The following is an 18,272-nucleotide window of genomic DNA, read 5'->3' as shown; positions in this document are numbered from 1 at the left end:
GGAGAGAGTGACGATGACCGAGGCGGCTCGACGCAGCCCGGGAACACCCTGCTGGGTGAGTCTGATGGTGCACGGGATCGACGCGACGCAGGAGTTCTACCGGGAGCTCTTCGGCTGGGAGTTCGTCCCCGGCCCACTGCAGCTCGGACCGTACGTGCGGGCGCTGCTCGGCGGCCGTGAGGTGGCCGGCATCGGGCAGCTGCCCCCCGACCGGCACCTGACCCCGGCCTGGACCACCTATCTGGCCACCGACGACGCCTACGAGACCGCCGAGGCCATCCGCTGCTGCGGCGGGACGGTCGCGGTGGGCCCGCTGGACGCGGGCGAGGCCGGCCGGCTCGTCATCTGCGCCGACCCGACGGGGGCCGTGTTCGGCGTCTGGGAGGCGGAGGCCCACCACGGCACCGCGCTCGCCGGGCCCGCCGGGACGCCGGTGTGGAACGAGCTGCTCACCTACGAGACGGCCACGGTCGGCAAGTTCTACCGGACGGTCTTCGGGTACGAGGTCGAGCCGGTGGTCTCGGCCGACTTCGACTACGCCACCCTGCACGTCGGCGGGCGCCCGGTCGCCTCGCTGCACGGGGTGGGCGAGGCGCTGGCCCGGGACCGGGGCCCGCACTGGATGACGTACTTCGAGATCGACGACACGGACGCGGCGGCCGGTCTGGTGACGGAGCTGGGCGGTCATGTGCTGCGGCCGCCCCGGGACGGAACCGCCGGGCGGCTGGCGCTGGTCTCGGACCCGGAGGGCGCGGTGTTCACCCTCGTGAGGTCGCGCTCCCGTTGACGGCACCGGCCCGGCCGCCTCCTCAGCGGCGGGTGCGGGCGAGGCTCCGCCGGAGCAGCGAGGGCCCGGCCGGGGCCGGGTCGCCGCCCGGGAGGCCCAGCTGGGTGAGGCGTCCGGAGTCGAAGTGGTGGGCGACCGCCGGGTCGGCGTGGTGCGCCGCCAGGTAGAGCTCGGTCTCGGCCCGCATGCCGGGGTGGGCCTTGTGCCGCATGCAGTAGCCGACGGCCCGGACCAGCGGGGCCAGCGACTCCGGGGCCGGGCCCGGCACGGCCGGCTCCGCGCCGCCCTCCAGGTCGGGGACGAGGTGGTCGACCACGGTGAGCGGGATGCGGTTGCTGTTCTCGAAGGGGGTCAGCCGTTCGAGGAGCTCCTCGGTGCCGACCCGGGCGACGGGGACCCCGTAGTAGACGGCGGCGGTGAGCATCGCCGTGGAGAAGCAGCCGACGACAAGCCTCAGCCCGCAGCGCTCGTAGAAGGTCTCGGCGAGCAGCGGCACGTCCAGGACGGTGAGCCGGACCCCGGCCTCCTCGGCCGCCTCGCGCAGCGCGGTGGAGTAGCCGGCGGGCGCGGTGGGGTGCGGCTTGAAGACGATGCTGCGGTGGCCGAGGGCGGCGGCGCCGCGGACCATCCGGACGTGCAGTTCCTCCTCCTCCTCGACGGTGAGGAGGCCGAGCGCGGCGAGGTACTGGCCGAGGAGCAGTGCCGTGGGCTCGGCGGCCACGGCGGCGGCGACCGCCGGGTCGTCGCCCGCGTCGGCGGCGATCTCGGCGAGGACCGCGCGGAAGGCGGCGTCGGGGACCAGCTCGGAGGGGGTGCCGTACTCGGTGAGGAGCAGCGGGGTGAGGCCGGGCACCAGATCGAGGTGGAGGAGCCGGCGGATGCGGCAGGCCAGGGACTGGGCGACGTCCGTGCGGGTGGGGCCGTAGCTCATCAGCCCGTCGGCGTACACCTCGACGGAGCTCTCCGGGAAGCAGGCGCCGAGCGCCTTGGCCGGGTTGACCTGGATGGACTCCACGATCAGCTCGACGCGGGCGGCACCGAGGTCCCAGGCGGTGCGCAGCACCCGCTGCCAGAGCGGGGCCTCCTCCGGGCGCGGGGCCCAGGCGGCCGGGTGGTACGGGTGGATCGTCTCGTTCCAGTCGAGGACGCCGTCGAAGCGGGCGGCGATCCGCGCGTAGCCGGTCATCGACTCCAGGCGGAGCGCGGTCTCCGGGATCTCGGCGTTGTGCGAGAGCAGCAGCAGGCGGCGGGCGTCGCCGGGGGCGCCGTACAGGCCGGCGTCGATCGCGGCGGCGACGGTCGCGGCGCCGTAGAGGGTGGAGACCTGGAAGATCTGGACCGGGCGGAGGGCGGTGGCAGCGCCGGTGGGCACGGCCTCGTCGGTGGGCACGGCCTCGTCGGTGGGCACGGCCTCGTCGGTGGGCACGGCCTCGTCGGTGGGCACGGCCTCGTCGGTGGGCACGGCCTTGTCGGTGGGCACGGCCTTGTCGGTGGGCATGGTCAGCGGGTCCTTCCGGTCTCGCGCAGGCTCCGCAGGAGGGTGGCGCGCGGCGTGTCCATGGTGGCGAGGGTCTCTTCGAGAACGTCCTGCGGCATGCGGTGCAGGGCGTCGGCGACGTCGGCTCGCAGCCGCTGGGCGACCTCGGGCTCGTACTTCCCGGCCTTGTTCACGTGGAAGGCGATCATGGCGCAGTAGGTGCGGACGGCCTTCGGCAGGAAGCGGTCGGCGTCGCGGTCCCGGGAGACCTCCTCCAGGAGGAGGTCGTAGGAGGGGATGAAGTCCAGCTGGCGGTTGTCGCTGATCTGCGTCAGCGAGGTGGTGACGCCCCGGCGGTAGAAGACGCCGTGCAGGGAGAGGGCGGCGTAGGTGCGGGCCTTGAGGTGGAGGCGCCAGACCCAGAGCCGGTCCTCGGCGGTGCGCAGCTTGGTCTCGAAGCGGGACCCGCCGTCCTCGAAGAGGGTGCGGCCGTAGATGCCGAAGGGGACGAAGGGGTAGTCCACCATCGTGATCATGCTGGCCGGGGCGATGCCGTCGCGGGGGTCCATGACGGCGTCGCGGACCTTGGCGGGGGCGTACTTGACGTTCCGCTTGCGGCCCTCGGCGAGGACGTGGTCGGTCCGGGCGAAGTCGCAGCCGAGGCGCTCTATGCCGTCGACGGCGGCACGGAGGTGGCCGGGGGCGTACCAGTCGTCGCCGTCGAGGAAGGTGACGTAGTCGCCGGTGGAGGCGTCGATGCCGGTGTTGCGGGCCTGGGCGACGCCGAGGTTGGTCTCGTGGCGGATGACCCGGGCGTTCGGGATGCGGTCCTTCCAGCGGTCGAGGACGTCCGGGGTCTCGTCGGTGGAGCAGTCGTCGATCAGCAGGAACTCGAAGTCCGGGTCCGCGTTGCGGGCGAGGCTGCGCACGGTGTCGGGGGCGTACGGCCCGACGTTGTGGAAGGGGACGACGACGGAGAGTTTGGGCACGCGGAGAATCCCCACACTGGATCGGAGGCGGACACGGACGGCTCGGAGCGGAGGCGGCGTACGGAGTGCCGTACACCGGTGGAAATCGGGGGTGTCCTCCGGCTGTCAGGCGTCGGTACGGCGGGCAGCGTATGCGGCGTCCTGGCCGCTCGAACGAGCCTCGTGTGGACGGTCGGTGAACTCTTGCCGTCCCTCGTGCGAACCGCCCCGCGTCCGCCGTGCGCGGCGTCGCGCGAGGAGCGCGGTGGCGAGGAGGGCGAGGAGCGCGGCGCCTCCGGCGGCGGCGCCGAGCCGGACGCCGGGCGGCCGGAAGGAGCAGCTCACCCGGGTCGCGCGGCCGTCGAGGGGGACGGCGAGCAGGCCCCGGTGGGAGCGGGCGGAGACGGGTTCGGCGTCGCCGGCCGCGCACCGCCAGCCGGTGGCCCTGGGGACGGCGACGACGGCGAGGCCGGTGCTGCCGGGCGGCAGTTCGGCGGTGAGGCCGTGGCCGGTGGCGGTGACGCGGGTGGCTCCGGTGGCGGTGAGCCGGGTGACGGCGGCGGCGAGCCGGGCGCGGTCGAGGCAGCCGACGGACCGGTCCGGCAGGGTGGGCTTCCGGTCGGTGACCAGCTCGATGCGGACCCCGCCGTCGGCCGGGACGGTGCCGAGGGCGCGCATCGGGGCGCGGACGGCGGGCGGGCGGCCGTCGTAGTCGGCGGGGGCGGCGCCGGCCAGGGCGGCGGTGCCCTTGTACTCGGGCGCCCAGAACCAGACCTCGGCGCCGGCCGGGCAGCGGGCGGTGAGCGTGCGGCCGGCGCGGCGGACGGCGGGCAGCGCGTAGACGGAGGAGCCGAGGAGGAGTTCCTGGTTGCGGAAGGCGGAGTCGGCCGGGTCGACGGCGGCCGGCCGGCCGGGGTGGACGGTGACGAGCGGCGGTACGGGGGTGCGGGCGGTGGTCGCGGTGCCGTGCGGCGCGGCGTCCTGGCGTACCGGCTCGGTGGCCTCGGAGCGGATCCGGGCACCGACGGAGAAGATCGCGTCGGTGACCGGGTTGTCGAGGGTCTCGGGGTGCCGGCCCTTGGCGTAGTGGCCGAAGCCGAGGGAGTCGAGGGTGCGGGAGGTGTTCTCGGTGGTGAGGCTGGAGTACGCGTCGGCGCCCTCGCCGCCGAGCAGCAGGGGTTCGTTGCCGCCGGGCAGCGGACCGGGGTCGGTGCGGTACGCCGGCCAGGCGTCGGCGCGGGCCACCTCGTCGCCCACCGCCCGCTGCCACGGCCCGATCCGGGGCGCCCAGGAGACGTCGGCGCGCTGCTGCCGCTCGATCCGGGCTCCGCTGACGACCGTCTCGCCCGTCTGGGCGGCGAGCAGGAGGACGGCTCCGGCGACGGGCAGCACGCGGGAGGTGGCGGCGGAGGCGGCGGACCGGAAGGCGGGCCGGGCGACGGCGGCCGCGGACCGGGTGGCCGCGGACCGGTCGGCCGCGGACCGGTCGGCGCGCGACCCGAGGAGCACCGCGGCGAGGGCGAGCAGGAGGACGGCGACGCCGGCTGCGGGGTAGGTCCAGCTGTCGAGGTCGGCGCTGGTCCGGGCGGCGAGGGCGAGCGCCCCGAGGAGGCCGGCGGCGCCGAGCAGGGCGGCCGGGCGGGGCACGCCGGGGGCCGCGGAGAGCCAGGCGGCGACGAGCAGCAGGCCGCACAGGACGAAGGTCTGCCGGTAGGGGTTGCCGTTGGGCGAGGCGCCCGCGTGCCAGAGGAGGTGGGTCGGTCCCCACTGGAGGGAGAGCGTCACCAGGACGAGCAGCGCCGTCCAGCCGGCCCGGACGCGCGGGGCGACGGCCCGGTTGAAGGGCAGGCTGAGGGCGAGGAGGAGCGCGGGCGTGCCGATGAAGAGCGCCGGGGTGTCCACGTTCGCGGTGGCGGGCAGGAAGCGGCCGGACAGCTCGGCCCAGGAGGCGGGCGCGAAGACGGTCTCGGGCGTCGGGTCGGCGTACCTGGTCCCGCTGAACACGACGAGGACGAGCGGTGCGGCGAGCCCGACGCCGAGGCCCACGGTCCACGCGGCGCGGAGCAGGGCGGCGAGCCGTCGGCGGGCGCCGGTCGTGTCGCCGGTCCTGTCGCCGGTCCTGTCGCCGGTTGTGTCTCCGGTCCTGTCGCCAGTCGTGTCGTCGGTCGTGTCGTCGGTGAGGAGCCGGACGACGAGGAAGAGCGCCGCGCCCAGGGTGGCCATGTAGGCGGTGTAGAAGTTGGCGGTCCAGGCGGCGGCGACGACGAGCGGGCCGAGCACCGGCCGCCGGCCGGCCCGGGCCCACTCCGCGACCAGGCAGAGCAGCGGGAAGGCGATGAGCCCGTCCAGCCACATGGGCACGGAGGCGCCGTGGTTGAAGGTCCATCCGCAGAGCGCGTAGGCGGCCCCGAGAAGGACGGCGAGCGGCCACGGGCCGCCGGGCCCTCCGGCCGGGCGGAGCCTGATCAGCAGCGCGGCCATCGCCGCCCCCGCCGCGGTGATCTTGAGCGCGGTGATGACGTACAGGGCGAGTTCCGGCCGGTCGGCCGGGAAGAGGACGACGAGGAGCGAGAAGGGGCTGCTCAGGTAGGTGCCGATGTCGCCGAGGAAGCCCGCGCCGAAGCCGGAGTTCCAGTTGAGGAAGGCGTCGCCGTGGGTGTCGCCGAGCAGGAAGGCGCGCCAGTAGGCGTGGTACGGCAGGTACTGCTGTCCCAGGTCGACGACGTTCCGGGTGTACGGCCCGAGGGGGTGGCTGCGGGCGAGCGCGGTGGCCAGGACGAAGACGGCGGCGGTGAGCGCTCCGGCGCCTGCCGGGGCGAGCAGCAGCGGGTTCCGGACCCGGCGGGGACCGCCCCGCGCCCCCTCCCGGTCGGGGATGGGCGCGGGTGTGGCGGCGGGTGGCACGGGTCCTCCAGGGAGCACGGGGCTCTCGTCGGTCACCCGCGGCGAACGCACGGCGGGACGAACCCATTACTCCTGGTTCGGGCGACCCGAAGTGGATCACCCGGCGATCTCCCGGCAGCCCCCGGGTGAACACCCGGTGTCTCCCCCGGCCCGCCGGTCCTGTCGGAGGACCGGCGAGGGGGCTTCCTCTTGCCCGGGCGGGTCAGAGGACGTGGTCGAACGCGGGCTGTCCGGTGAGGACGGGGCTGGCGACGCGGGTGCCGAAGGGCTTCCGGTAGTCGCCGGTGCCGGCGTAGAAGTAGGCGGTCTTGTTCGGGCCGTACGCGAACAGGTCGGGGCGGCCGTCGTAGTTGCCGTCACCGATGCCGATGGTGTCGGTGTAGGCGTTCCAGCCGCCGCCGATCTGCTTGCGGGCGACGAACGTGCCGTCGCCCTTGCCCAGGTACAGCCAGAGGACGCCGTCCTTGTCGCGGGCGACCAGGTCGCCGGCGGCGGCGCCGCCGATGTTGCCGGTGGCGGTGATCTGGTTGTAGATCCCCCAGCCGCCGGTGCCGATCTTCTTCCGCGCGGCGAACGGAGCGGCGACGTTCCCGGTGTTCTTGTAGAGCCACAGGGCGCCGGCCTTGTCGACGGCGACCAGGTCGGAGCGGCCGTCACCGTCCAGATCGCTGCCGCCGGTGAGCCGCGTGTACGTGTTCCAGCCGCCGCCGATCCGCTTCCGGGCACCGATCTTCGCCTCGGAGCTCACGTCGTACAGCCACAGGACGCCGTTCCGGTCACGGGCGACGAAGTCGGCGGGGCCGTAGCCGACGGACCCGAGGGCCTCGATCCGGTCGTAGATCTGCCATCCGCTGCCGGCCTCGTGGAACCCGTAGACCCCCGTGAGGGTCTTCTTGGCCGCGTCGTAGCCGGTGTCGGTGCGCCACAGCACGCCCTGCGCGTCCCGGGCCAGCAGCCCGGCGGTGCCGCTCCAGGAGAAGTCGTGCTGGGTGGCGAGGTTCCGGCCGGCCGTGAAGCTGCCGGAGGCCTTCAGGTCCGGGCCGATGCCGTTCTGCGGGACGGCCGTGTACGACCAGTCGTACGTTCCGGTCGGGGCGTCCGGGCCCAGGCCGGCGGCGACCTCGGCCCAGCGGATGCCGAACTCCCCCGGACCGTAGTAGTAGTCGCTGCCGGCGGACTCGGTGTAGAGGTGCAGCTTCTTCGAGAAGGACCGGCCGGTCGCACGGTGGACGATCTTCAGGCTGACATCCGCGTTGTCCCGGGACATCTTCCACTTGAGCGGGATCGAGGAGGCGAGGTCGAACGGCTGCGGGAACCGCGTGCCGAGGTGGACCAGCTGCGTCGGCTCGCCGGTGGAGGCGACCAGCGTGGCGGTCGGCCTGCCGTCCGCGCCGAGGGAGATCCGGTAGAGCCCCTCGCCGTGCTCGACGGTGCCGCCGCGCACGAACACCGAGCCGTCGGCGCCGGTGAGGGGCACGCCGACGTAGTCGAGGAGCTTGAAGGTCTCGCCGGAGTCCAGGGACCTGGCCGTGTACGGGACCACCTGCTCGGTCCTGCCGTAGCCGTCCCCCTGGAGGGAGGTCGGGGTCCCGTAGGTCACCCACGAGCCCAGGAGGCCCGCGGTGAGACCCAGCCCGTCGCCATCCTGGGGGTCGAGCGAGGACTTGGCGCCGGTGGCGCGGTCCACGGTGACGACCTTCCCGCCGGCCCCCACCCAGGCGAGGTGCGTCGCGGAGATCGAGGCGTACTCCCGGTAGGAGCCGCGGGCGATCGCGGCGTCCTCGTCGGTGAAGGTCGCCTTGGCGGTGGCGAGGTCGACGGCGGCGACCTGGTACGGGGAGGTGGCGCCCGACCGGTAGTAGTCGACGAGGACGGAACCGTCGCGGGCGGGGGTGGCGTTGAAGCCCTGGGCGTCGGACGGGATGCCCTCGACCTTCCGCCGCGTGACGGTGTCGCCGGTGCGGGTGACGAGGCTCAGCTCCGCGGAGCCGTCCGCCTTCGTCACCTCCGCCAGGATCGTGTCCTTGGAGACGGCCTGCACGTAGACGGCGTTCAGCGGGCGGAGGTCGATCGTGACGGACCTGCCGCCGTCGGCCATGTCGTGGAGCTGGAGGACCAGCGAACGGCGGGGAGTCGACCCCTTCCCGGTCATGATCACGTCCGAGCCGGTGGAGTCGGCCACCGGGGCGTCGATCGTGGTGGTCGAGCCGTCCGCGAACCGGGTCCACGTGAACACGCGGGGCGTGTCGCCCGCCCACGCCTTGGTCAGGAAACCGGTCCTTCCGACCGCCTCGAACGAGGACACGCCCGACGGGTACGCGAGGGGCGTCGCCTGAGCTCCCGTACCGGCCGTCACGGCGGCGGGCAGGGCGGCCGCGCCGGCCGGGACCGACAGGGCGCCCGCGCCGAGCGTGACGGCGAGGACGGTGGTGATCGCGGCGGACACACCCCGACGGCCGTTCGTACGTACGGAGTTCATGGTTCTCCCGGGGAGTCTGAGCGGCACGCCTTCCTGCGTGCGTCGTCCCTGAGACCTTCGTCCCGACCGGAAGGTTGTACGGACGTTCGAAGGTCAGGCCGGGGTGACCGGCAGCACGTCCGGCGACAGCGCCGCCGCGCGGGCGCTCGCGCTCGTCATCCGGCGCCGGTGGTGGCGCCGGCACAGCACCTCGTAACCGACGACCTCCGCGGCGGTGTTCACGTCGCCGATCACGACCTGCTCGCCCTCGACGACCATGTGGCCGCCGACGGTCCGGGCGTTGTGGGTGGCGCGGGCGCCGCACCAGCAGAGCGCCTCCACCTGGAGCTGCTCGATCCGGTCGGCGAGCTCGATCAGCCGCTGCGAGCCGGGGAAGAGCTTGGTCCGGAAATCGGTCGTGATGCCGAAGGCGTAGACGTCGAGTCCGAGGTCGTCGACGATCCTGGCGAGCTGGTCGATCTGGACCGGGGCGAGGAACTGCGCCTCGTCGACGATCACGTAGTCGGCCTTGCCTCCCTGGGAGAGCTGGTCGACGAGGTACGCGTAGAGGTCCATGCCCTCCGGCGCCTCGACGGCCTCGGTCACCAGGCCGAGCCGGGAGGACAGTTTCCCGGTGCCCGCCCGGTCGTCCCGGGTGAAGATCACGCCCTGGAGTCCGCGCGCGTCGCGGTTGTGCGCGATCTGGAGAGCCAGTGTGCTCTTTCCGCAGTCCATCGTTCCGGAGAAGAACACCAGCTCGGGCATGACGGGTCGGGGACCTTTCGGGTCGGAGGGGAGGGGGACGGAAGGAACGGGTCAGGACCGGACTTCGAGGAGCGGCACGAACTGCTCGGCGGGGGTCATCGACCCGTGCATGCCGGTCATCCGGGTCTCCAGCGGCTCGCCGACGGACGCGACGAGCGCCACGTCCTCGTGGGCCGCGGCGACGACGTCGCCGATCCGGCCGTACACCCGCTCGTCGACCGTGTCGCCGAACCAGCCGAGGGCGATGGCCTCGTCGCGGCCCGCCACCCAGAACTGCTCGCCGAGGACCTCGCGCCAGCAGGTGAGGACGTCGGCCTCGGCGCCGGGGACGGCGTAGACGTGGCGGGCGCGGCCCTCGCCGCCGAGGAGGGCGACGCCGGCGCGCAGCTCCCAGTCCTCGTCGACGTCGATCCGGTGCTCCTCGTCGAAGGGCACGTCGACCATGCCGTGGTCGGCGGTGACGTACAGCGCCGAGTGGGCGGGCAGCTGCTCGGCGAGCCTCTGGACCAGCCGGTCGACCAGCATCAGCTGACCGCGCCAGGCGTCGGAGTCGAGGCCGAAGCGGTGCCCGGCGCCGTCGAGCTCGCTGTAGTACGTGTAGACCAGCGAGCGGTCGCCGCCGGCCAGCTGCTCGGCGGCGAGGTCCATCCGCTCCTCGCCGGAGAGGCGGCCGTGGAAGGTGCCGCCGCTGAGCGCGATCTGGGTGAGCGGGGTCTGCTCGAAGATCGGGGAGGACACCTGCGCGGTGTGGATCCCGGCCGCGTGGGCCTGCTGGAAGACGGTCGGGTACGGCTGCCAGGCCTTCGGCGGGGTCCAGGGGCGCCACTTGAGCTGGTTCATCAGCTCGCCGGTCTGGGGGTTGCGCACGGTGTAGCCGCCGAGGCCGTGGGCGCCGGGGGTGCGGCCGGTGCCCACGGAGGCGAGCGAGGTGGCGGTGGTGGCGGGGAAACCCGCGGTGAGGGGCCGGCCGGTGCCGCCGCGCGAGGTGCCGAGCAGTGAGGTCAGGTACGGGGCCTCGTCCGGGTGGGCCTTGATCTGCTCCCAGCCGAGCCCGTCGACGAGGAAGACGCAGACGCGGTCGGCGGGGGTCAGCTCGGCTATCCGCGCGTCGAAGCCGGGCACGCCCTGGCCGGCGACGAGGGTGGGCAGCAGGTCGCCGAGGGAGCCGGAGCCGTACTCGGGCACCGGAGCGGTTTCGGGCGCGAGCGGGACCGGGTCGTCCGGCCAGCCGTGGGCGACGGAGGTCGGCTGGGCCATCAGCGGCCGGCCGTCGGGGCGGTGTCGGCGGTGGCCTCGGAGAGCGCCTGGGCGAAGGTGAGGGTCTGCCGGACGGTGTCCGGGCCGTCGCCGGCCTCGCTGACGCGCAGGCTGAGGTCGTCCGCGGTGGCGTTGCCGGTGTAGCCGTGGTCGGCGTCGCAGTTCGGGTCGCCGCAGGCGGCGGGCTCCAGGTCGATCCGGGAGACGGCGCCCCAGCCGATGGTGAGGACGACCTCGCGGGGCACGGTGCCCGGGGTGTACGACTCCGGGTTGGCGACGACCCGGCTGACCACGACCGACGAGATCCGGTCCAGCTTCACGGACTCGGTGGACGTGGTGGCGTACGGGCTCGGCGAGCTGTTGTCGGCCGCCTGCTCGTCGGTGTGGCTGACGATGAAGCGGCTCGGGGTCAGCACCAGGACGGTGACGTGGCGACGGACCTCGTTGGCGTCGAAGGTGGTCTCCTGGTGGACCACGTACGACGCGACGTCCTCGCCGCCTACGGCGGCCTCCACCGCCTCGGCCACGAGGGCCGGGTAGTAGCCGCTGCGCTCGATCGCCGCGCGCAGCCCCTGGGTCGTCGTACCGCTCTTCACCATGGACTCCATCCTACGGGGCCGTGGGCACCCTCCGACCCTTCAGTAGCTGGGCAGGCGGCGGGGGCCGAGGTCGGTGGTGGGCGCCGGTGGGGCCAGCCGGACCACGGCGCCGAGGACGGAGACGCCGGACTGGGCGACCACGGCCGGTTCGAGCGCGACGGAGACGATCTCCGGATGGTCGTCGACCAGCCGGGAGACCCTGAGCAGCAGCTCCTCCAGGGCGGGGGTGTCGACCGGGGCGGAGCCGCGCCACCCGAAGAGCAGCGGGGCGGTGCGGATGGAGCGGACCAGCTCGGCCGCGTCCCGGTCGGTGGCCGGGACCAGCCGGTGGGCGGTGTCGCCGAGGAGTTCGGAGGCGGCGCCGGCGAGCCCGAAGGAGAGCACGGCGCCGGCCGCGGGGTCGATCGCGGCGCGCACCACGGTGTCGACGCCGCGGGGCGCCATCGCCTGGACGACCGGCTGGAGCTCCTCGGGCTTGCCGAGGGCCTCGGTCAGCTCGGCGTAGGCGGTGCGCAGCTGCCCCTCGCTCGCCAGGTCGAGCCGGACGCCGCCGAGGTCCGGGCGGTGGCGCAGGTGCGGGGCGGTGGTCTTGAGCGCCACCGGGTAGCCGAGCCGGGCGGCGGCCGCGACGGCCTCGTCGGGCCCGGGCGCGGGCAGGGTGGGGCGGAGGGTGATGCCGTACCGGCCGAGCAGTTCGGCGGCCTCGTCCGCGGTGAGGGTGACTCCCCGGGACTCCTGTCCCGCGCCCCGCTCGCCGAGCACCCGGTCGATCAGCGCGGCGGCGCCGGCCTCGTCGATGGAGTCGTACTCCGGCACGCGGCCCGGATCAGCGGCCTGGCGCCGCCACTGCCCGTACCGCACGGCCTCGGCGAGCGCCCGCACGGCCCGCTCGGCGGCGGGGTAGGCGGGGATGTTCCGGGCGGGGGCGGCCGGGGCCGGTGTCTCCTGTGCGTCCCGTGCGGCCTGCGGGTCCCGTGCGGCCTGCGCGCCCTGTGGCTCCGTCGGTGCGGGCACGGGGGCGGGGGCCGGCGCGGCGGCGGCCGGGCGGCGGGGGCGGGCGGGGGCGGGGCGGGTGCTGGTGGCGGCGGACAGGGCCTCGGCGAGGCCGCCCATCTCGACGTGCACGACGACGACCGGCTTGGCGGCGCCCGCGGCGCCGCCGCCGGCGACGGCCTCGCGGAGGGAGGCGGCCAGCACTTCGGTGGTGCCCTCGATGCCGACCCAGGGGATCGCGGTGACGACGACCGCGTCGCAGGAGTCGTCGGCGAGGGCGGCGGCGAGCGCGTCCCGGAAGTCGGCGGGCGTGGCGGCGGTCGTCAGGTCGAGGGGTCGCTGCGGGCGCAGCCCCTCGGTGAGGCAGGCGTCGTACGCGAGGAGGCCGAGGGACTCGGAGTTGCCCAGGATCGCGACGCGCGGTCCGGCGGGGAGCGGCTGCTCGGCGAGCAGCACCCCGGCGTCGACGAGTTCGGTGACGGTGTCGACGCGGATGACGCCGGCCTGGCGCAGCAGCGCGGAGACGGTGGCGTGCGGGATGCGGGTGACGGGGACGCGGTGCCCGGGCGGGGCGCTGCCGCTGTGGCGGGCGCCCTTGACGACCACGACCGGCTTGACGGCGGCGGTGCGGCGGGCCAGCCGGGTGAACTTGCGCGGGTTGCCGATGGACTCCAGGTAGAGGAGGACGACGTCGGTCGCCGGGTCGTCGTACCAGTGCTGGAGCACGTCGTTGCCGGAGACGTCGGCGCGGTTGCCGGCGGAGATGAAGGAGGAGAGGCCGGCGCCGCGCCGGTGCAGCCCGGCGAGGAGGGCGACGCCGATGGCGCCGGACTGGGTGAAGAGGCCGATCCGTCCGGCGGCGGGCATCTCGGGGGCGAGGGAGGCGTTGAGCCGGACGTCGTCGGCGGTGTCGATGATGCCGAAGGCGTTGGGGCCGATGATCCGCATGCCGTACGAGCGGGCCTGGCGGACCAGGGCGCGCTGCCGCTCGCGCCCCTCGGGGCCGCCGCTCTCGGCGTAGCCGGCGGAGAGGACGACGAGGCCGCGCACCCCGTGCTCACCGCAGTCGGCGACGGCCTCGGGGACCCGCTCGGCGGGGACCGCGACGATCGCCAGGTCGACGGGGGCGCCGATGGCGGCGACGGAGGGGAAGGCGGGCACGCCGTCGAGCAGGGGCTCCGCCTCCGCTCCGAGCGCGGGGTTGACCGCGTACACCTGCCCGGTGAAGCCGCCTCCGAGCAGGTTCCGCAGCACGGTCCTGCCGACTCCGCCGGGGGCGCGCCCGGCGCCGACGACGGCGACCGAGCGGGGGGCGAGGAGCCGCTGGACGGAGTGGGCCTCGGCGCGCTGTTCGCGGGCGCGCTGGACGGCGAGGGAGCGGTCGGTCGGTTCGAGGTCGAGGTGGAGGCGGACGGAGCCGTCCTCGAAGCTGCGCTTCTGGGTGTAGCCGGCGTCCGTGAACACCTTGATCATCTTGGTGTTGGCGGGCAGCACCTCGGCGGCGAAGCGGCGGATGCCGCGCTCGCGGGCGACGGCCGCGATGTGTTCGAGGAGGGCGGAGGCGACGCCGCGGCCCTGGTGGGCGTCCTGGACGAGGAAGGCGACCTCGGCCTCGTCGGCGGGTGCCGAGGCGGGCAGGCCCCGGCCGTCGATCCGGTCGTAGCGGACGGTGGCGATGAACTCGCCGCCGACGGTGGCGGCGAGGCCGACCCGGTCGACGAAGTCGTGGTGGGTGAAGCGGTGGACGTCCTTGGCGGAGAGCCGGGGGTAGGGGGCGAAGAAGCGGTAGTACTTCGACTCGTCCGAGACCTGCTCGTAGAAGCTGACGAGCCGGTCGGCGTCGTCGGCGGTGATGGGCCGGATGCGCGCGGTGCCGCCGTCGCGGAGCACGACGTCGGCCTCCCAGTGGTCGGGGTAGGCGTGCTCCTCGGGGGCCGGGTGGTCGCCCGCTCCCCCGCCCGCTCCTCCGCCCCCGGTCCCGCCCGGTCCGTCCGTCTGCTCCGACGCGCTGCGCATGGGGCAAAGCCTACGGCCGGGGTCCGACACCGGCACGGCTCGCGCGCCCACTCCCTGGCGGTACACGGCTCGCGCGCCCTCCCCGCCCCGTGCAAGGTGAGAGGGCCGAACGTCGCACGGATGCGGGACGAATGTCGACAGGAGCACGCCGCAACCCGTGAGAGACTGGTCTAGACAACCGCTGAAGACCCGAAGGGCAACACCATGGCTGAGCGCCGCGTCAACGTCGGCTGGGCCGAGGGCCTGCACGCCCGCCCCGCCTCCATCTTCGTCCGTGCCGCCACGGCCTCCGGTGTCCCGGTGACCATCGCGAAGGCCGACGGCAACCCGGTCAACGCCGCGTCGATGCTCGCGGTGCTCGGTCTGGGCGCGCAGGGCGGCGAGGAGATCGTGCTCGCCTCGGACGCCGAGGGCGCCGAGGCCGCGCTGGAGCGCCTCGCCAAGCTCGTCGCCGAGGGTCTCGACGAGCTCCCCGAGACGGTCTGACCCGGCGGGTCGAGCCACACCCCTCCCCGACGGCCGTGCCCCCGGAATTCCCGGCGGACACGGCCGTCCGGCATTTCCAGAGCCCAGCAATTACCTATTCAGGAAGTTTTCGGGCAGCACGAAAGAAGCCCTGGAATTGCTATTCTTTGTATACGGCGTCCGTGTTAATTCCGGACGCTCGCCGTGTTGACGGCATGTTGCGAAACCCTCACACGGCCCCGATCCGGCCTTTTCAGCCGGTGCAGCGGGAGCGTGTGCTCGGCGTGCTGCGCCGTGAGCGCGCGGGCCCGCTCGGCGTCCCCGCGGGCGATGGCGTCGACGATCGCCCCGTGCTCGGCCCAGGCCTCGACGGGCCGGTCCGGCTGGTCCACCACGTACATCCAGGCGATCTTGTGGCGCAGCTGGGTGAGGAGCGCGGCGAGCGCCGGGGACCCGGAGGCCTGCGCGAGCGTCTCGTGGAACCAGCCGCCGAGCGCCCGCAGATCCTCGCCCTGCCCCCGGCGGGCCCTTTCCTGCCCCAGCCTGACCAGGCCGCGCAGCACCTTGAGGTGGGCGTCGGTGCGCCGCTGGGCGGCCCGGGCGGCGCCGAGCGGTTCCAGCAGCGCCCGTACGTCGAGGAGGTCGGCGGCCTCCTGGTCGGTCGGCTCGGCGACATGGGCGCCCGCATGCCGGCGGCTGACGACGAAGCCCTCGGACTCCAGGGTGCGCAGCGCCTCGCGGACCGGGACGCGGGAGACGCCGTAGCGGCGGGCGAGCTGTTCCTCGGTCAGCCGGCTGCCGCGCTCGAAGACCCCCGAGACGATGTCGTCCCGGATCGCCGTGCATACCGATTGCGCGGGAACCCGCATGTCCGACCTCCGCTTTCGCTCCGCGCGCACCGAATTCGAGCAGCGCTGTTTCCGCGACTCTATTGCAGCGCGCCGGAAATTCCGATGCCCCCTCGGAATTCGTCCGGTTCGCGGAGGCGGCCGTACGGTACCGGGTGCGACGAAAAGGCCCCGGCTCACCAGGAGCCGGGGCCTTTCGGTACAGCGGGGACGCGAGGCGTCAGAGGCTGACGCCCCGGGCGCGGAGGTACGCGACGGGGTTGATGTCGGAGCCGTACTCGGCGGTGGCCCGGGCCTCGAAGTGGAGGTGCGGGCCGGTGGAGTTGCCGGTCGAGCCGGAGACGCCTATCTGCTGGCCGGGCTCGACGGACTGGCCGACGTAGACGCCGATGGACGACAGGTGGCCGTACTGGGTGTACGTGCCGTCGTTCATCCGGATCACGATGTTGTTGCCGTAGGCGCCGCCCCAGCCGGCCTCGACGACGGTGCCGGAGCCGACGGAGACGACCGAGCTGCCGTAGGCGGCGTGGAAGTCGACGCCGGAGTGGCTGCCGGAGGACCAGAGCGAGCCGCCGGTCTTGTAGCCGGTGGAGACGTACGAGCCGGCGACCGGGAGGTTGAAGGAGGCGAGCCGGCGGCGCTCGGCCTCGCGGGCCGCGCGCTCCTTGGCCTCGCGGATCTCCTGGGCGCGGGCCTCGGCCTTGCGCTTCGCCTCGGCGCGGACCTTGGCCCGGGCCTCGGCCTCGGCGGCCTCCTGCTCCTGGGCGGCGGCCTGCGCGTTGATCTGGTCGGCGATGGACTCGTCGGCGATCACCTGGGTGAGGCCGGTGTCCTCGGAGGAACGGTTGTCCGTGTCGGCGGCGAGCGCCGGGGAGGCCAGGGTGCCGACGACGCCGGTGGTGGCGAGTGCGGCCACGCCGGCGATGCCGACGCTGCGGCGAGCCAGTCGGCTCGCACCACGATGCTTCCCGGTGGCACGGGTGAACGCCAAGACGGTTCCTTTCCTTCCTTCTCGCCTACCGGGTTAGCTGACGGGTTCGGAGCAGGAAGGTCTCCTACGGGCCCCTCCGCGTGGCGAAGGCGTCCGATTCACCCCAGGGACTGCGTGGGTCCCCGGCTCCCCAGGCTCGCGCCTGACGGGGACTCGGCGATGACTGCCCGGTTGCCGCGGGTGCGGCGCGTGCGTCGGGTCGGACAGACGGACTGACGCTAGGCCGGACGGATGTCAATCGCCAAACAGACACGCCCATTTGTAAGACATGCCACAGGGCATACGATCATCCTTGACTCCATAACGGACAAAGCGGAGGTCTCCGGCGCTTCCGCGCATCGGAGACCTCCGCCGGAGCCGACGGGAGGTCAGCTCACCACGGTCACCTCGCCGATGCCGAGGGCCCTCACGGGCTCCTCGATCTGCGCGGCGTCGCCCACCAGGACGGTGACGAGCCGGTCCACCGGGAAGGCGCTGACGACGGCCGCCGTGGCCTCGACCGTGCCGGTCTCGGCGAGCCGCGCGTACAGCCGCGCCTGGTAGTCGTCCGGCAGGTGCTGCTCGACCTGGTCGGAGAGGGTCGCGGCGACCGACGCGGCCGTCTCGTACTTGAGCGGGGCCACGCCCACCAGGTTCTGCACCGCGATGTCCCGCTCGGCGTCGGTCAGACCGCCCTCGGCCAGCGTCCGGAGCACCTTCCACAGGTCGTCGAGGGCCGGACCGGTGTTGGGGGTGTCGATCGAGCCGCTGATGGCGAGCATCGAGGCGCCGTGCCCCTCGCCGTCCGACCGCAGCACCTGCCCGAAGGCGCGCACGCCGTACGTGTACCCCTTCTCCTCGCGCAGGACGGCGTCCAGACGGGACGTCAGGGTGCCGCCGAGGCAGTAGACGCCGAGGACCTGCGCGGCCCACACGGAGTCGTGGCGGTCCGGGCCGATCCGGCCGATGAGCAGCTGGGTCTGGACCGCTCCGGGGCGGTCGACGATGACGACCCGCCCGGTGTCGTCGGCGGTGATCGGCGCCATCGGACGCGGCGCGGCCGGCTTGCCGGTCCAGCCGCCGAGGGTCTCGGCGAGGACCTTGTCGAGGTCCACACCGGTGAGGTCGCCCACGACGACCGCGGTGGCAGCGGCGGGCCGCACGTGCGCGTCGTAGAAGGCCCGGACGGCGGCGGCGTCGATGACCTCGACGGTCTCCTTGGTTCCCTGGCGGGGCCGGGACATCCGGGTGGCGGCCGGGAACAGCTCCTTGTAGAGCTGCTTGGCGGCGCGGCGGCTCGGGTTGGCGGCCTCGTGCGGGATCTCGTCGAGCCGGTTGTCCACCAGGCGCTTGACCTCGTCGGCGTCGAAGGCCGGGGAGATCAGGGCCTCGGCGACCAGCCCGAGCGCCTTGGGGAGCCGGGAGACGGGGACCTCGAGGGAGACCCGGACGCCGGGGTGGTCCGCGTGCGCGTCGAGGGTGGCTCCGCAGCGCTCCAGCTCGGCCGCGAACTCCTCGGCGCCGCGCTCGGTGGTCCCCTCGGAGAGGGCGCGCGCCATGATCGTGGCGACGCCGTCGAGGCCCTCGGGCTCGGCGTCCAGCGGCGCGTCGACGAAGATCTCGACGGCGACGACCTGCTGGCCGGGACGGTGGCAGCGGAGCACGGTCAGGCCGTTGTCGAGCGCGCCGCGCTCGGGCGCCGGGAAGGCCCACGGCCTGGCGGCCCCGGCCTGCGGCTGCGGGTGGAACTCCATGCTGGTCAGGG

13 protein-coding genes and 1 riboswitch are annotated in these 18,272 nt (G+C 74.2%); of the genes, 2 read left to right on the top strand and 11 right to left on the bottom strand.

Features of this window, described 5'->3' with window-relative positions; genetic code table 11:
- The first annotated feature begins 13 nt into the window (after window positions 1-13).
- Window positions 14-787, top strand: a complete 774-nt coding sequence (locus ACFQ8C_RS12210; protein ID WP_383455343.1) for a VOC family protein — start codon at window positions 14-16, stop codon at window positions 785-787.
- Between the two features lie 22 nt (window positions 788-809).
- On the opposite strand, the gene ACFQ8C_RS12205 is transcribed toward ACFQ8C_RS12210, so the two are convergent.
- The 8 genes from ACFQ8C_RS12205 to ACFQ8C_RS12170 form a co-directional block, all read right to left on the bottom strand.
- Window positions 810-2,285, bottom strand: coding sequence for a polysialyltransferase family glycosyltransferase (locus ACFQ8C_RS12205; protein WP_383455341.1), 1,476 nt, complete (start codon window positions 2,283-2,285; stop codon window positions 810-812).
- 2 nt (window positions 2,286-2,287) lie between these two features.
- A complete protein-coding gene (locus ACFQ8C_RS12200) occupies window positions 2,288-3,253 on the bottom strand; it encodes a glycosyltransferase family 2 protein (protein WP_383455338.1) in 966 nt (321 codons plus the stop codon).
- A 105-nt stretch (window positions 3,254-3,358) separates the two neighbouring features.
- Entirely contained in the window at window positions 3,359-6,136 is a 2,778-nt protein-coding gene (locus ACFQ8C_RS12195) for a YfhO family protein (RefSeq protein WP_383455335.1), read from the bottom strand.
- A 202-nt stretch (window positions 6,137-6,338) separates the two neighbouring features.
- Window positions 6,339-8,615 (bottom strand): FG-GAP repeat domain-containing protein, encoded by a 2,277-nt coding sequence (locus ACFQ8C_RS12190; protein ID WP_383455332.1) that lies wholly within the window; start codon window positions 8,613-8,615, stop codon window positions 6,339-6,341.
- A gap of 93 nt (window positions 8,616-8,708) precedes the next feature.
- Window positions 8,709-9,359, bottom strand: coding sequence for a thymidine kinase (locus ACFQ8C_RS12185; protein WP_383455329.1), 651 nt, complete (start codon window positions 9,357-9,359; stop codon window positions 8,709-8,711).
- Window positions 9,360-9,410: 51 nt separating this feature from the next.
- Window positions 9,411-10,616 (bottom strand): alkaline phosphatase family protein, encoded by a 1,206-nt coding sequence (locus ACFQ8C_RS12180; protein ID WP_383455326.1) that lies wholly within the window; start codon window positions 10,614-10,616, stop codon window positions 9,411-9,413.
- Window positions 10,616-11,215, bottom strand: a complete 600-nt coding sequence (locus ACFQ8C_RS12175; protein ID WP_043227249.1) for a DUF5998 family protein — start codon at window positions 11,213-11,215, stop codon at window positions 10,616-10,618. Before ACFQ8C_RS12175 ends, ACFQ8C_RS12180 begins: the two co-directional genes overlap by 1 nt.
- Before the next feature lie 39 nt (window positions 11,216-11,254).
- Window positions 11,255-14,224 (bottom strand): GNAT family N-acetyltransferase, encoded by a 2,970-nt coding sequence (locus ACFQ8C_RS12170; RefSeq protein WP_383455323.1) that lies wholly within the window; start codon window positions 14,222-14,224, stop codon window positions 11,255-11,257.
- 204 nt (window positions 14,225-14,428) lie between these two features.
- On the opposite strand from ACFQ8C_RS12170, the gene ACFQ8C_RS12165 reads away from it, so the two are divergent.
- Window positions 14,429-14,710, top strand: a complete 282-nt coding sequence (locus ACFQ8C_RS12165; protein WP_043227291.1) for an HPr family phosphocarrier protein — start codon at window positions 14,429-14,431, stop codon at window positions 14,708-14,710.
- A gap of 164 nt (window positions 14,711-14,874) precedes the next feature.
- On the opposite strand, the gene ACFQ8C_RS12160 is transcribed toward ACFQ8C_RS12165, so the two are convergent.
- The 3 genes from ACFQ8C_RS12160 to ACFQ8C_RS12150 all read right to left on the bottom strand — a co-directional run bounded on the left by ACFQ8C_RS12160 (window position 14,875) and on the right by ACFQ8C_RS12150 (window position 18,261).
- Entirely contained in the window at window positions 14,875-15,558 is a 684-nt protein-coding gene (locus tag ACFQ8C_RS12160; RefSeq protein WP_383455319.1) for a GntR family transcriptional regulator, read from the bottom strand.
- A gap of 199 nt (window positions 15,559-15,757) precedes the next feature.
- Complete coding sequence (locus ACFQ8C_RS12155; protein ID WP_383455316.1) at window positions 15,758-16,528, bottom strand: M23 family metallopeptidase; 771 nt, start codon at window positions 16,526-16,528, stop codon at window positions 15,758-15,760.
- Window positions 16,529-16,536: 8 nt separating this feature from the next.
- A riboswitch (cyclic di-AMP (ydaO/yuaA leader) is annotated at window positions 16,537-16,697 on the bottom strand.
- A gap of 199 nt (window positions 16,698-16,896) precedes the next feature.
- On the bottom strand, window positions 16,897-18,261 hold the full coding sequence (locus ACFQ8C_RS12150; protein ID WP_383455383.1) for a M16 family metallopeptidase: 1,365 nt from the start codon (window positions 18,259-18,261) through the stop codon (window positions 16,897-16,899).
- Window positions 18,262-18,272: the final 11 nt, after the last annotated feature.

This window comes from Streptomyces sp. NPDC056503 (assembly GCF_042794995.1).
Taxonomy (GTDB): Bacteria; Actinomycetota; Actinomycetes; order Streptomycetales; family Streptomycetaceae; genus Streptomyces.
Note: the sequence above shows the minus strand (reverse complement) of the source record. Positions and strands in the feature narration are given on the sequence as shown.

Excerpts from the sequence above, each read along its gene's own strand:
- ACFQ8C_RS12170 (WP_383455323.1), bottom strand. The coding sequence starts at position 14,224 with ATGCGCAGCGCGTCGGAGCAGACGGACGGACCGGGCGGGACCGGGGGC.
- ACFQ8C_RS12185 (WP_383455329.1), bottom strand. The coding sequence starts at position 9,359 with ATGCCCGAGCTGGTGTTCTTCTCCGGAACGATGGACTGCGGAAAGAGC.
- ACFQ8C_RS12150 (WP_383455383.1), bottom strand. The coding sequence starts at position 18,261 with ATGGAGTTCCACCCGCAGCCGCAGGCCGGGGCCGCCAGGCCGTGGGCC.
- ACFQ8C_RS12190 (WP_383455332.1), bottom strand. The coding sequence starts at position 8,615 with ATGAACTCCGTACGTACGAACGGCCGTCGGGGTGTGTCCGCCGCGATC.
- ACFQ8C_RS12180 (WP_383455326.1), bottom strand. The coding sequence starts at position 10,616 with ATGGCCCAGCCGACCTCCGTCGCCCACGGCTGGCCGGACGACCCGGTC.
- ACFQ8C_RS12205 (WP_383455341.1), bottom strand. The coding sequence starts at position 2,285 with ATGCCCACCGACAAGGCCGTGCCCACCGACAAGGCCGTGCCCACCGAC.
- ACFQ8C_RS12175 (WP_043227249.1), bottom strand. The coding sequence starts at position 11,215 with ATGGTGAAGAGCGGTACGACGACCCAGGGGCTGCGCGCGGCGATCGAG.
- ACFQ8C_RS12160 (WP_383455319.1), bottom strand. The coding sequence starts at position 15,558 with ATGCGGGTTCCCGCGCAATCGGTATGCACGGCGATCCGGGACGACATC.
- ACFQ8C_RS12165 (WP_043227291.1), top strand. The coding sequence starts at position 14,429 with ATGGCTGAGCGCCGCGTCAACGTCGGCTGGGCCGAGGGCCTGCACGCC.
- ACFQ8C_RS12210 (WP_383455343.1), top strand. The coding sequence starts at position 14 with ATGACCGAGGCGGCTCGACGCAGCCCGGGAACACCCTGCTGGGTGAGT.